Genomic DNA, 13,890 nt, shown 5'->3' with positions numbered 1-13,890 from the left:
TTGCTAGCTCTATAGTAGTATTAGTTCCTGGCAACAGAATTCTTTAAAGGGTTCTGCCTTTTCGTCGAAAAAGCAAATTGAGAGCTGTCTCCTCCAGAGAACTATTTGATCGAATTATGGTATTACTTTTAGGAAATCAACATATTGAAACTGATATTAGTGGAGTTTAATAAAGATTGAGTTCTCATTTTAGGAATACCCAAAAGCCCAATTTCTTTTGCGTTATACCGAGAAATTGGGCTTTTTATATTGGAACTTCCTTAACGTTGTAAATCCGCATTTTCCTGACTATACCCCTATTTTGTATGTAAAAGAACCATATGAGTTTAAAAAAACAAGTGCCCTTTTATAATAAATAATAGGCCTTGTTTTTTTAAATTCTATACCTAAATTCATTATTGATCAGGCTTTGGCTTAAAACCTAACGCATAATGTATTTCTGAAGAGTCCCCTCTGAATAATAGTCACTAATAATATTGTTTAATTCATGTATTCTAATAGAGTTTATAACCAAACCTAAATGATTTGGAACAGGTGTATTAATACTTGTTGGAATATTTATTATACTTAAGTCACCTTGTGCGTTATGTTGATATGTTGCGTATACTATTCCTAGTAGTTTTACAGATAAAAAAGGTTCAAAGGTGTCCTTATTGAAAAGAGTTTCAACCGAAAGGACTGGTGATCCACTTGAACCTGGATAGATTGCACAATCAATTAGAAATTCCTGAGTATTTTTATACATAACAGATGGAGATGTTGCCAATATACCTTTCCTGAATATAGGTAAATTATTTACATCATCCCAGAGTCCATTAGGATAACCAACAACAACTATATCTGTAGCTGGGTGATACTTATTCAATTCATCCCCTTTTGGTATCTGTTGAAGCCGTAGTCCATAATAATAAGGTTTAATTTGATCTTTCTCTGCCATTTTGTACAGAGCTGCAATCGGCATTGCGCATAAATCAACATTGGGATCAGGATGTTTGAAAAAGAGACTTGGGGGCACTGTAAACTCACATTGGTCGTCTATTTTTTTCCATTTGCGTTAGCAGCGTGAAATCTTACGGTTACCTCAATGGCTCCATCTATTACATGTTTATTAGTAACAATTGATGGCACGTTTAAATATTGCTCTGCTCTGTACTGTTCAGCAAATCTTATAATAAACCCAGTCCCAGTACTGCTATTACCATTACTTAACTTCGATATAATCCTTACAGTTGAATAATTTAATTCTTTAATGAGCATATAATTGAATCCTCCTTTTATTTACAACGATATATATATACAGGCACCAGCCTAATCTTCTTTTTGTCATATCAAATTATAAAAATTGTTCTGGTTTTGTATTAGAAATACATTAAATAAAAGTTATCATAGGGTCAACTGTAATTTCTCGTATAGTTGAGGATCAAAATGTAAAGGTCGACTACAGTTTTGTAGAAGACCAAGATTTACAAATGTTTGAGTCAGGATAGGAGGATTATAACCCTCTCCGGATTCGTAATATATTTCAGGGTAATCGTAATATAAAAAGGGTTGAACGAATAATACACCAACCCAATATGCATGAGTAGCAAGGATTAAAGCAAAAAATATACTTTTATGCACATATTTATTAATTAAAATATACGCAAATAAACCTAGATAAGTTATTATTCCAATAATACCCAATACTCCAAAAGTATACTAGTATACTCCTAATAAGGTTAAAAGGGCTAGTTTTAATAGTAATGTAAAAAATATTGTTAAATACCCTTTACCTGAGAAACGTCCATAATATATAGCATTTATAACCATCCTTAAAGTCGACCATGTTGTACAATTTGGTGTTATTAGTAGAACCATAATTATTGGTTCTTGGCATGGTCATTTCAATCATTTAAGTTGTTCGTGATATGTAAATTTTACCACACAGCGCAGGATGATAATAGTAAAGCTTTAGTTTTTGCTTAAAGTACATATCCGATTAATGCAAAAAACGCTTTTTCCCAAGTGATTTCACTAAATATATTTTCTGCTATTTATTAGTTTACTTCTTATAAAAAATTTATTAAATTAATATTTTTCTATTGTCGCACCAAGAACAGATGCCCTTATAGAAGGAAATCCTTGCAAGATTTTAATTTCTTCTGAAGTACTGGTCAATACTGCCAAGTTACTAAAAATATCTTGTGTTTCCAAACGGGGATGGTACAATTTAGAAAAATAAAGGTGTGATGATGGTGTCACTTGCCTATTTAATAGCTCTAATCCCTCTTTTAATTATTGGTAGGTTCTTTTTAAGCATTGAAAGTCTCCCATTCTTTGCAAAGTCCCTGCTTCCTCTGTTAATGATAATGCCCCTTTACTACTTAATTACATTGATTCCTGGAACTAATCGTAAAATCAAGAAAAGATATGGTACTCCGCTATTAGGCTTGATAACTGTAATTTTTTTATTCCTAGGAAACTAAATTTAATTAAAGAAAAATTTATTGATACTCCATAAAGTAAAAGAATATAATACAAAAATGCCTCTGTAGCTCTAGAAGGGAAGAGCGCCGGAAAACATTGTAGAAACCGGGTCGCAAGGCAAGGGTTTCAGAAGCACCGAAAAGCAAATTAGCTGAGGCAGGTGAAATTCCTAGCCGGTGAAAGTCCGTAGGGAAGCGTGTTCTCCCCTAGCCTATGCTTACGAAAGGAGTGCGGGTTCGAATCCCGTCAGAGGCATCTCTTCATTTATCAACTAAAAACAGGAGGAGCTTTTAAATGCTACTCCTGCTTTCTAACAACTATTTAAACAAAATTATTTTTTGACGTAATCAATGCGTTTTACCCTTTGATTAAACTTTTCTTTCCAGAAGCCATCATTCATATTTGCAATCGCTACTCCAGTAGAACTTTGAGCCCCTATAAAGTTCCCATCGCCTAAATATATACCCACGTGGCCATCCTTTTTGTATGTGTCAAAGAATACGAGATCACCCGGCTGCATATCTTCTACATTAATAGGAGTGCCCAAATTTTTAAGTGTCTCAGTACTGACCGAAGTTAATTCCCCCAAGTTAACCCCGACCTTAGAAAAGGCCCAATGCACAAAGCTGGAACAATCGAACATTCCCATTTTAATATCGTTTAGGCTTCTTCCTCCTCCAAAAACATATACAGAATTATTTATCCACCGGTTACCTATAGTGGTTACCTCATTGTCTGCACCAGGAATTATATTGATTTCACCATCTTCATTAACCTTCATGCTATTTTTGTATAATTCTGCTTGTGCAATGACTTTATCTACATACCAATCAGCGTGGTTATAGTGCCATATCGCCTTTCTCACATCTTTTTTAAAGCCATGACTAGAAAGATATTTAGCGGCAGAAGCCACGCTATCTACGATGCTCCACGGGCTAGCTATACCGTCATTATCTGCATCTACTCCGAATCCAGACCCCGCTTTAATATGGTTTAAATCAGTTATATCAATGTCAGGGGCTACTAACCCGCCGCTTGTTTCATATTTATGACCAACCCAAGTTGCAGGCATAAACTGGAGGTGCCCTACTGCTCCTACTGATGAAATCATTGTTGGGTGCTTAGAAAATTCAGTTTCTATTCCATGTATAGAGGCCAAGTAGTACCACGGGATTCCGTATTCTTTTTCTGCATGAAGATAATACTTCATATACTCAGGAGGAACCTGGTCTGTAGAAAACGTTGAAACAACAATTGATGTCTTTGGTTTATCTACTTGTAGATCTCCTAAAGTCCCTTCCTTCCGAGCCTTTTCATTTTCAATCGCACTTTCGATAACTGTTTTTTGTTTCGAGAGCATTTGGCTTTCTTTTTCCAAGGATTCCATAGCCTCGTGATTTTGTTTTTCCTTAATTTCTAACTCCGAAAGAAGCTTATCTTTTTCAGCTATTTGCTCGCTTAAAAGTTCAGCCATACCCTTTAGTTCGAGTTCCAGGCTTTGCTGCTTTTTTAATTTAGATGTAATTTCTTCTTCTTTCTCTATTAACATATTAAGTGTTTCAGTTTCAGTTATAATCTGTTTTGTCGTCTCCAATGCTGAAGGAATCGATAGGTTCCTTTGGTGAATAGGCAAAAGTGTTGAATCATAAGTTGGAATTACAGAAATTCTTTCTTGCAGGGGCTTAATATTTAGTTTCAGCTCTTGAATCTCAGTTTCTAGACGAAAGCTCTCCTCTTTAGCTTCTTTTATCTTCTCGCGGTTATCTAATATAGCCGTTTTTAATCTTTCGATATGATTCTTTAAAATGGCCTTCTCATTCTGAAATTGATTAATGGTGCTATCCATTTTAACTACTTGCTGCTGTATACCTTCAATTTGTTCCTCAATCCTAGAAACAGTACTGTTTGTTTCTGCAAGGACAGGACCCGGGAGACTACCTACACCTATAACAAGGGCAGCTGATAATGTTGCTAACCTTTTCATGACTTCCCTCCAAACAAAAAAACCCCAAGAGACACAGTAAGGTGATCACTGTGTACTCTTGGGGAATTCCCATTTTATAGTTTATTTAATTAAATATATCATAGCGTAAATTACATCCACCTACAAGATTGGTCCTTTTGGAATTATTGTTAAGATTGAGAGTATTATAGTCTTGTCCATAAGTCTATATTTTGGAGAGAGAGATCAATTTTGGGTGGGTGTTTGATCCCTCTAATATTAATAAGGAAATGTAGTAGATGCTTTATATCTTTAATGGTTTGTTTAAGTGTAATGTCTTTGAAATCTTTCTTTGTATTTTGCAATATATATTTGATAAGACAATCAGTATCTATAAAATCAATGCTTTTAATATTTGAGTGTTGCGTAAGGAAAAAATATATTCTCTCTAAGGAATCATACATAGTTCGGGGTATAGTAGAATTATTCAAATCGAGCTGTAGCCTTAGCCAATTTCTCCTGTGAATTTCTTTTACGTTTACGATATCAGTATTCTCTTTAGTTCTTATATGTTCTATATCATCAATCTGTTTTATCAGTTCCACACTTGCCTCCAAAACAATAAATTCATACATACTCTTAATTATCATAATTTGATGTTTTTTAATTATGAAATCTTTTAGCTGGTTTCAACACACAGTAGTTTTTATGAGCAACGACAGTGTTGTTATTTTCGTAACCTAAGCACTCCTTGGAATCATTTGAAATTACCAAGGACACTGTTGTCCTGTACTTTATAAACTATTCCTTCATGCTCCTTTCCTTGTCTTGTGAATAAGATTTCTTCACCGACTTGTGCTTTTGATTTTTTATCTAATTTTTTTATCATCCTTATCCTCCTATAATTTATCCTTATTTTAAATACAAAAAGAGAACCCACAATTACAGAATGAGGTTTATATTCTGTAATGTGGGTTCTCCCATTAGATAAGTTTAATTAAAACTAGATTAACATAAATCTAAGAAAGGATAAAACAATAATTACTTACTAACTGACTTCAGCCTTAGTTTTAATAAGGAGATTGAATCTTGGGCCCGTTTATTGACCACTTGGTAACGCTGATTCTCATTAACTCTAATTTTTGCATATTGGTCTTGCAATTTCTTGCTTTGCAGCTGGTACTCTTTATTCAAAGCATCCATTTTAGCGCGGTACCCTTTTTCACTTAAGGTATTTTTTATTTTCATGATTTCTGTATCTAATTTGTTGATAAAATATTCGCGCTCTAAAATTTGTGTCGAAATTTTATTTGTTTCTCTTTCGGCTACAGCATAATCCTGGATATTATCCACATTATTATTTTTATACTCATTGACTAGTACAATAGCATTTTGTACCTCTTCAACGCCAGTAGTCTTACGAACCTTAGTGCCCTTATCTTTTATCACTTTATCGTTTTGTGAAGTCATTGATTTAATTTTGCTTCTCTCTCTTGCGAAATCAGTCTGTATTTTCTGTGCTTGAAGCTTAAACTCTTCTCCGGCTCTTACTCTTGCTTGCTCAAACTTCCTATGAGCTTCGTCAAGTTTTTGTTTCGCCAATTGAGGATTTTTAGTTCTTAATTGATTGAACTCCGCTTTTGCTCTTTCAAGATTTACTTCAGCGTCTTTTACTTTCGCAAGTTTTCGAATCTCTGCAAGTTCGATTTGGAATTTGTTCATTTCACCCGCTTTTTTAGTACCAATATTAATATTTTCCCAGGTTGCTTTTTGAAACTCATCAAAGGCTGCTACCTCGGTTTTTATTAGGCTGGTACTAATTTCAACTACTCCTAAGTTACTCGATAAATTAGAGGCAGCAGAAGCTCCTGTTGGTAATGCTGCGGCTCCACTTAGAGTTATTGCGGAAGCCAGAGTAATGCTCAATATTTTTTCTTCATGTTCTTATTTCCTCCCATAAGGTTAAGTGTAGAGTTTTAACACGTATCTTCATCATAAGAACACCCAAAAGTTTTCATTGTAGAATTTCACAATAATATTTTTGTGGGATAAAAAAAGCTGATGTTGTTTTGAAATATAAATTCATTTAAGTTCACCCATTAACAATCTTAGTACGTTATTCGAAAGTTGGACACGAAATAAATAACACTCATCAACTAACCAGTTTCGTTACTTGATTAGTTCCAAAAGAAAAAACGATTACCTGGTATAGTAACCGCCTTCATTCTCCGTCAACGATCTTTGTAAAGTCATCTAGAGTAGTTGAATACTTGATATAGATCCGTGGTAAGAGATAGTATTCGTCTTTTATACCCTTCTCAGAAAATAGTTCAGGAGTTGTCGTAAGTCCAAACAAATAGTGTTTCTTCGTTTCTGCTACGATCTTGTTACTGAAATTTCCGTATGGATACGCAAGAACATTAACTGGTTTGCCTGTAACTTTTTGAATTTTATCTTTTGACCCTTTCAGTTCATATTCCAAATTTTTCATTTTGGTCAAATCAGGATGTGTAGCAGTATGAGACTGAATTGATATGATTCCCGAATCAGCCATCATTTTTAAATCCGATTCCGATAATCGGTTGGAGCGACCGATAAAGTCAGATATAACAAAAATGGTACCAGTTGGTTTAAAACGTTCGTTTTTCAGTTTTTGAAAGATACCAAATGCATTCAGATTGTTTTTGTACCCATCATCAAAGGTAATGAAAATGGGTTTGTTTACTTTATAAATTTCTAGCCATCGATCAAAAGTTAATAATGTGTAGCCATGGTCTCTTAGATAAATCATTTGTTTCTCGAAATTCTTCGGTGTTACATATAACTCCTTTGAACCCTGCCCTTTATATTCGTCAATTGAATGATATATTAAAATAGGTACTTTACGTTGGGCAAAAACTTGTGATGGAAGAATTAATAAAAGAAGACATAGGAAAAACATTGCAACCTTTTTCATAAAACTCCTCGCTTTATTCTTGTTATTACATTTCAATTTATTATTCCTCAAAAACATAGGATTATTATGATTTCTCCAATATTATATTCAATCTACCATAAATCATTTGCGACTTTGATCATCCCAAATTAGATGCTAATTTTCATTGCAGGTTTTATATAATTTACTTGTGGAGAGTTATTCAAGAAAATGGCCCGATTGCGAAAGAAAATTCCTGTATTGATACAGGGATTTTAATTAATCTTTAATATAATTTTCGAATTTTACTACAAATTATCATACTTTATTTAAAATCAACAGATGTTCAAAAGTTCGCTTAAATGGTATTTATGCTACTATCAGTTCTGTAAAAGATAGCTGCCTGTTTTTTATTTCTTCAAGTCCTAATAAGAAATGAATATTTTGTTTGATTATATCTAGTGTGGACATTGATTTGAAAGATATATCTTGTCTCCCCCTCCCACTTTCTTGCATTAAGGAAGCTTGTGGAGTCTGCAGAGAATAGATTAAACTCCAGGAGCATTTCATCTGCTAAGCCTAATCCATGAAAACAAACATTAGGGTGTCTTTTTGTGACTTGATCGTGTATATCCCTAGGTTAAGTTAGCTCCTTATGTTCTGTGAAAATATGATTAACGGAACCAAAGCGTATAATAACCAAGAATGGGATGAAGCAATCTCTCTATTCACTGTTGCCCTTAACACCTATCCGGATCATGAAAAAGCAATAACAATGAAAAAAGAAGCATTAGATAGCAAAAAAATTTAGATATTGCAGCTAATATGACGGGTTCTGTAAATGAAGAAGCGGAAACCAATGAGGTTGACTATGAAGAGACAGATGTCTCAGTAAATGAAGATCAGGATTTTCAAAACATTCCAGTGGAAGACCCTGCAAAATTAGAATTTGTCAATATTATGAATAGCCTACTGGATGATTATTGGAGCAATGTTATGAACCAAGTTCAAGGTGTATCAAGTGGAATGACCTCTATAACCCAATTGCAAATGGATTTAGGGAATATTTATAGAGAATCTGTAAGTGTACCTGTTCCTTAACCAGAATACCAAGAAATTATGAACAACTGGATGACCAGTTTAGAGGAGACGAATGTTTACTTAGAAGTCCTTCAAGGTATATCCAATGGTGATCCTTCAGCTCTTTCACAAGAGAATATTAGTGTAATGTCAGACTATTATGGAAAGACGCTGGATGGCCTAAACTCGATTCAATAGAGCTGTCACCAAATTAAAAAAAGCTGTATCCCACAATATGATGGAATACAGCCTTTTTCATTGTAATACATGTTCTTTCTTTCCTTTAATCCGGACAAAAGGTGACGTTGCTCTAATAAGTTCATAGGTTGAAGCCTGTTCTTTATTTCCGCTCATTAAAGATTCGTACCGACTTCTCGCTGTATTTAAGATTTCGTCAATCTCAGCCTGAATTAAGGTCCTCTCCTTCTTGTTATGGGCATCAAGTAGTTCAAGTTGAAGTTCATTAAACTTCTCAAGCTCATTAGCATTTAGAAAGTCCTTAAGTTGCATCTTGGCATCTCCTTTCAGGATTTATTTGCTAAGATTCAGTCTCCATTTAGATATCGTTTAATTGTTACGGTAATTATATCATATTTTTCTTGCAAAATATGTAAGAAAGAACAATGCTTGTTTATTGTTCTTTCTCTTGTTTTGCTGAGGACTCATTGTCTTTCGGTTCTGGAGCGGGCAAAGATTCGTTTAATTTTTCCAAATTGCTCTTAACCGAATCAATATTAGCTTGCTGATTTGAAGCTTCCAATTTGGCAATTGCACCCTCTCCAGCATAGCCGCCTAAGATAGAAGTCAATATCACTCTTTCCATACCATTAGGGTCTGCCACAATAACAACTGCGACGGCAGCCAATGCCCCATAAGCCATATCAGTTAAAAAACCAGGATAGAATGTTCTTTTTGTGTTTCTTGGTTTTTTAATGGTGTTATTCCTCTTAGCATGAGATAATACGCCCATCACTGAACCTATCCCTGCTGCTATTAATATCTTTGTTAACATATTTTACCTCACCCTTTCGTTTTTTGTCTTGAAAATTTGCACAAAAAAACGACCTTTGGGCGATAGAAAGACATTACAAATAAAGTAATGTTCCATCGACCACAAAGGCCGTAACTTTAAGCGTTCCCGCTAGTCTTCAATAGACTGCAAAAAAATTAATATAAAAAAATACTTACAGCAAAATTCTACTATAAATTTCTAGCAGTTTCAATATTTTCCTTATTTATTCTTTTAACTCACCCATTCAACGGTACTTTTTAAAGCATTTTTTATTATTGTAGAAGTTTCTTTGAAACATTCTGGATCTTCCCTACAAGTATCCTCAACGGAATGAAATAGAACTTCAATGGCTTGCAAAGTCAGCTCAAGTTCACTTTTGGACTTTCCTTTTATCTCAATTATAATTTCCTGACTATTTGACTCATCTAAATTTATAAGATTTATCTTGAGTTCTTTCATATCACGCCCTCTTTTCTACTTTAATATATTCATGAATTCTCCTGCTTTTTCTACAATACTTCCCTTCAAATCTTCTGATTACAACATCCATGTCAAAACCATTCTTTTTATCTACATACCCGGGGATACTCCAAATATTTTGGCCGACTATTTTTGCTTTTTTCCGCCGCAAGATATAGATCGGTATAGTTGTATTCATCATATAGATAAGCGACTCTTACTAATCCTTCTAAGATGAGAATTTGTTGAATACTTTTTCCACTAATAAATGCGTGAATTAAGTACCTCCCGTATTTATCTGTAATATCAGCATTGGGATCACTTTCAATCTCAATTTCTTTACCCATTATTAGATTGGTTAAAAATGCTGTGCCTTCAGAGGTCCGAATTTTTCAACAGTTTTGGTTGCCTCGGGCGCATTTATCCCCAATAATCTTCCAGTTACCTCTTTATTTAGCAGAGGATCGAAATATCAGATACTATCAGCATCAATCACGGAAGTTACTGTCACCTTCCTTCTAGTTTCGGATTCAGTTTTTTCCTTTTTATTAATTGGTTTTAGAATGGTTTTTATCTCATAGTTTCCATTTTCTTCATTCTTTGGTATATTATATTTCCAAAGAAATGGTCATGTATATCAAAATTTGAGTGTTTTATTTCATACTTTGGTGCATCTTCATAGGTAAGACCTGGGGCAGAACAGGAGATTAACATTAAAGCAGTTGAAACGATTAACAAAATTTTGGTTATCCGTATTTTATTTATACCCTTTCCCTCCTAACAAGCCTAAATTTCTATTTTTACTATTTTTTCTTTGCTAATTTAGCTATGTAGTTCAAGCATTCTTCTATCGGGTATCTCACTAACTTATAGCTTTGGCCATACTTTACCCCTCCTTTTTCTTCTAGTAAATGTACTAGTTGTTCAATTGATATTTGTCCCATATCATTTCTTTTTTATAATATTTTAAAACCAGTGACTTCCATATTCGTCCAGGGGTTAATATATAAACCTCCCCTTGATATTGATTTGATAGAACTTTCTCAACCAACTTTTTCTTTGTTCCTCCTCACGCTTTAAAGCTAACATTTAAATATCCCCCCAAACAAAAAGACCCAAATGCAGCCATATAATGTGCTGATTGGGGCCCTCCCATTATCATCTTTAATTTACCTTGTTTTACCATAACATTCATATTTGCACATGAATTTTTGTATATTATAGCAGATTATTATTTTTTTCAATTCTTTATTTTGTTTTCCTAATAAAGTAATATTATCCTATATTATGGTAAAAAAGGAGAAATTTATGAAAAAGTTGAAACGTAGTATTTCTTTGCTAATGGTTGTTTTATTATGTTTTTCTATTATTAATCCGGCTTTAGCTAATGAAAGTTATGATGGTTCTTATTCTTCCGAAGAAGTATTAGAAGGGGAATTTGAATTTGATAGTTTTGAAGAAATACCTGCAGAATTGTTAGAGCCAGGATACTATTCTGAAGATGAAATAATTTATATTCCTGCTGAATATCAAAATCCATATCATCCTGATACAATTGGTACTACTTATAATCCATATGGTAATCCACAAGAGAGAGAATTTCAATCATTCGCAATTGGTGCAGCAGCAGGTATTTATGTTATTCCTGGAATAGGACAAGTAGCTATAACTGTAACTGGAGCTCTTGTAATAGGTGGTGCTACAATTGCAGCAGGTTCATGGCTATATAATAAAGTTTCTTCGTATTTTGCAGAAAAAGCATATGAAAAGGCAAAGAAAGATGGTTCTAAGACATCAAATCACTCAACGCAGTCGACATCAACAAAATCATCCTTACCTACAACAGGGAAGGCTTTATCTTCAAAAGATTTAAAAGATAGTAAAGGTGTAAAGCAAAGAAGATATTATGATAAAAATGGAAAGGCGGACTTAGATATTGATTATCGTCATGCTGGAAATTTTAAATTCCCACATAGACACACTTGGAAAAACGGAGTGAGAAGTGGGCATTAGGAAGGTGATACAAATGAATGGACAAAAGAATTTTGAAGACGTTCCTGCGGGTGGGAGTATTAGCTATCAACAACTGTTACTCTATTTGGAACAGGGAAGAGAAATAGAATTTAATTATATGGATAAAGAATTTTTATATCTAAATCGCTAGAAGGAAGAGCTATATGGAGTGGTCAAACAATGGTAAGCGAAGGTTTTAGTGAAGATCATATCTCCCTATTAGAATTAACGAAAATAGAAGGTACTCCTCTGGCCGATTTATTTAAACAAAATAAAATTCGGATTACTACCGTATTTTAGTCAAATTTTAGAATAATAAGGGAAGCCTTTTTTAGAAAGGCTTCCCTTATTATTCTTAACTTATTCTATCTCTAAAAAAGTCTTATAATATTCCTTGAATTGTTAACCATTGTTTAAATTTCTTAGAACCTTCATTAAAATCAAGTTCTTCAATTTCAACTGAAAAATTTTTGTGCCAAAGCCTTTTAGATATACATTGTTTTCTTGAATAGGTTTATTAAATCCATAAAAACGGAAATCAAAAAAGACGTCCCAAGTTGCTTGTGAATGTCTTTTAAGAGCAACAGCTTCTAGATCAAACCCTTTTTCATAATACCCTAAGTGCATATGGTATTTATCTTCATATAACAATTTCAAGTACCCCCAAATTGAATTCCATGAATGTTATTAATAATATATTTATGGGGAAATCCCGATATATAACAACTCAATTATCATACTTTTCATTTAAAATTGAGATCACCAATTCTTCAATTGTATATTTTGATATAGCAGCTTCTTCTTTAATTTTTCTCTTTAGTTTAGAAGGGATAGCGATTGCAAGGACTTCCAAGTCACTGTCAATAAACAATCCTTCTAATCTCTTTGTAATATCTCCCTCAATTATAGATTCTTCTAGTAAAGAAAAAATGTAACCAGGTATATCTTCTTTAATTAAGATGGGTTTTACTTCAACGGTGATCTTGTTTTCTTTATCTATAAAAACCTTAATGTTTTTTGGCCCTAATATAGAGTAAAAGATTCCCATAGTTCTATAGAATTCTGGTGATTCTGTAAATTGGAACTTAGCAAAGCCTTTCTGCGTTTTATATCCTATATCAGGAATCTTTTTTACTGGTTTATAGCCTGCTTTTTCAATTTCCTCATACGGGATTTGTTCTCCATTTTGGCTATGAAGATAGGGCTGCAACTCTTCATTTAGTAATAGAAAATTACTGTCTTTTCCTTCCGGAGAAAGAAACTCCTGGTACCAGGCATAATTTGTATCTTTGTCGTAGAAATCTTTCCCTTCATTTCTTTTCTGTTCTTCGTAGAAAGATTTAAAACGCTCAAGTTCCTCTGGGGTAATGAAATAAAATTCTCTTCCCTTATATAACTTTTTCTCGGCAGCAAGTAATCCTTGTTGTATGTATTGAAAAATTGTTGCTGTATGAAGGCCAAGTAATTTGCTGGCTTCTCCAGTAGTAATTCCCGGCTTTCCCTTTTTCTTTTTTAATTCCTCAACATCTTCATTATAGAATAATTTAGTGTTATCAATGTGCCAGTTGTCTTCATAAACCGGCTTTAATTCCCCTTGCTTTACATATTTATGAATAGTTGATGGCTTAACCTTAAGAATCTCTGCAGCTTCATTTGTTGTTATCATTTCTCTTTCTTTATCCATGAGTTTCACCTTACTTTTTAATGTGTCTAAAAAAACCAGCAATGTTGCTGGTTATCAATTTTAATTCGTCTATCTAAGATAATCATACTACAATACAATTTTTAATATAAGTTTTAGTGGAGATTATTTCCTAATCACTTTTAAAGATGATTTTTTTCTTATAGATTTTTCTAACTCTATAATATCTTTATTATCACATCCACATACGATGCCAATCCAATATCGAGATCCGTTAACTGTAATATACCCTCCATCATCCACAATAGAATTACAAAATTGACAAGTAAATACGATATTCAAAGGTTTCTCACCCGCCTTTA

16 protein-coding genes are annotated in these 13,890 nt (G+C 33.5%); 3 read left to right on the top strand and 13 right to left on the bottom strand.

What is annotated here, in order from left to right; translation table 11 throughout:
* Positions 1-421 precede the first annotated feature (421 nt).
* The 6 genes from M5V91_RS28975 to M5V91_RS28950 form a co-directional block, all read right to left on the bottom strand.
* Entirely contained in the window at positions 422-937 is a 516-nt protein-coding gene (locus M5V91_RS28975; RefSeq protein WP_284522407.1) for a S1 family serine peptidase, read from the bottom strand.
* 98 nt (positions 938-1,035) lie between these two features.
* The gene (locus tag M5V91_RS28970) at positions 1,036-1,257 is read right to left on the bottom strand and encodes a hypothetical protein (RefSeq protein ID WP_284522406.1); all 222 of its coding nucleotides are present in this window, start codon (positions 1,255-1,257) and stop codon (positions 1,036-1,038) included.
* Between the two features lie 1,540 nt (positions 1,258-2,797).
* The gene (locus M5V91_RS28965; RefSeq protein ID WP_284522405.1) at positions 2,798-4,450 is read right to left on the bottom strand and encodes a bifunctional lytic transglycosylase/C40 family peptidase; all 1,653 of its coding nucleotides are present in this window, start codon (positions 4,448-4,450) and stop codon (positions 2,798-2,800) included.
* Positions 4,451-5,165: 715 nt separating this feature from the next.
* On the bottom strand, positions 5,166-5,297 hold the full coding sequence (locus tag M5V91_RS28960) for a DUF2187 family protein (RefSeq protein WP_284522404.1): 132 nt from the start codon (positions 5,295-5,297) through the stop codon (positions 5,166-5,168).
* A 152-nt stretch (positions 5,298-5,449) separates the two neighbouring features.
* On the bottom strand, positions 5,450-6,334 hold the full coding sequence (locus M5V91_RS28955) for a hypothetical protein (RefSeq protein WP_284522403.1): 885 nt from the start codon (positions 6,332-6,334) through the stop codon (positions 5,450-5,452).
* 295 nt (positions 6,335-6,629) lie between these two features.
* On the bottom strand, positions 6,630-7,364 hold the full coding sequence (locus M5V91_RS28950) for a polysaccharide deacetylase family protein (RefSeq protein WP_284522402.1): 735 nt from the start codon (positions 7,362-7,364) through the stop codon (positions 6,630-6,632).
* A 783-nt stretch (positions 7,365-8,147) separates the two neighbouring features.
* On the opposite strand from M5V91_RS28950, the gene M5V91_RS28945 reads away from it, so the two are divergent.
* Complete coding sequence (locus M5V91_RS28945) at positions 8,148-8,423, top strand: hypothetical protein (protein ID WP_284522401.1); 276 nt, start codon at positions 8,148-8,150, stop codon at positions 8,421-8,423.
* Between the two features lie 234 nt (positions 8,424-8,657).
* On the opposite strand, the gene M5V91_RS28940 is transcribed toward M5V91_RS28945, so the two are convergent.
* The 5 genes from M5V91_RS28940 to M5V91_RS30785 form a co-directional block, all read right to left on the bottom strand.
* Positions 8,658-8,912, bottom strand: a complete 255-nt coding sequence (locus M5V91_RS28940) for a hypothetical protein (RefSeq protein ID WP_159866808.1) — start codon at positions 8,910-8,912, stop codon at positions 8,658-8,660.
* A gap of 121 nt (positions 8,913-9,033) precedes the next feature.
* The gene (locus M5V91_RS28935) at positions 9,034-9,414 is read right to left on the bottom strand and encodes a DUF4257 domain-containing protein (RefSeq protein WP_019380832.1); all 381 of its coding nucleotides are present in this window, start codon (positions 9,412-9,414) and stop codon (positions 9,034-9,036) included.
* Positions 9,415-9,645: 231 nt separating this feature from the next.
* The gene (locus tag M5V91_RS28930; RefSeq protein ID WP_284522400.1) at positions 9,646-9,873 is read right to left on the bottom strand and encodes a hypothetical protein; all 228 of its coding nucleotides are present in this window, start codon (positions 9,871-9,873) and stop codon (positions 9,646-9,648) included.
* A 1-nt stretch (position 9,874) separates the two neighbouring features.
* Positions 9,875-10,075, bottom strand: a complete 201-nt coding sequence (locus M5V91_RS28925) for a hypothetical protein (protein ID WP_284522399.1) — start codon at positions 10,073-10,075, stop codon at positions 9,875-9,877.
* The gene (locus M5V91_RS30785) at positions 9,981-10,220 is read right to left on the bottom strand and encodes a thermonuclease family protein (RefSeq protein ID WP_369426017.1); all 240 of its coding nucleotides are present in this window, start codon (positions 10,218-10,220) and stop codon (positions 9,981-9,983) included. The genes M5V91_RS28925 and M5V91_RS30785 overlap by 95 nt, the downstream gene beginning before the upstream one ends.
* Positions 10,221-11,181: 961 nt before the next feature.
* Between M5V91_RS30785 and M5V91_RS28920 the strand changes: the two genes are divergently transcribed.
* Both M5V91_RS28920 and M5V91_RS28915 read left to right on the top strand, forming a co-directional pair.
* On the top strand, positions 11,182-11,886 hold the full coding sequence (locus tag M5V91_RS28920) for an acyl-CoA synthetase family protein (protein ID WP_284522398.1): 705 nt from the start codon (positions 11,182-11,184) through the stop codon (positions 11,884-11,886).
* 13 nt (positions 11,887-11,899) lie between these two features.
* Positions 11,900-12,037 carry a hypothetical protein gene (locus M5V91_RS28915; protein ID WP_284522397.1) on the top strand — a complete coding sequence of 46 codons (138 nt, stop codon included), beginning with the start codon at positions 11,900-11,902 and terminating at the stop codon, positions 12,035-12,037.
* Positions 12,038-12,288: 251 nt separating this feature from the next.
* Here the strand turns inward: M5V91_RS28915 and M5V91_RS28910 are convergent, their stop codons facing one another.
* Both M5V91_RS28910 and M5V91_RS28905 read right to left on the bottom strand, forming a co-directional pair.
* Positions 12,289-12,537: a DUF3986 family protein gene (locus M5V91_RS28910; protein WP_284522396.1), complete on the bottom strand. Its 249-nt coding sequence runs from the start codon at positions 12,535-12,537 to the stop codon at positions 12,289-12,291.
* A gap of 76 nt (positions 12,538-12,613) precedes the next feature.
* Positions 12,614-13,570 carry a helix-turn-helix domain-containing protein gene (locus M5V91_RS28905; RefSeq protein ID WP_284522395.1) on the bottom strand — a complete coding sequence of 319 codons (957 nt, stop codon included), beginning with the start codon at positions 13,568-13,570 and terminating at the stop codon, positions 12,614-12,616.
* Between the last annotated feature and the right edge of the window lie 320 nt (positions 13,571-13,890).

The sequence above is a fragment of the Cytobacillus pseudoceanisediminis genome, assembly GCF_023516215.1.
Classification (GTDB): domain Bacteria; phylum Bacillota; class Bacilli; order Bacillales; family Cytobacillaceae; genus Cytobacillus; species Cytobacillus pseudoceanisediminis.
This window is presented reverse-complemented; position numbering and strand designations above follow the sequence as displayed.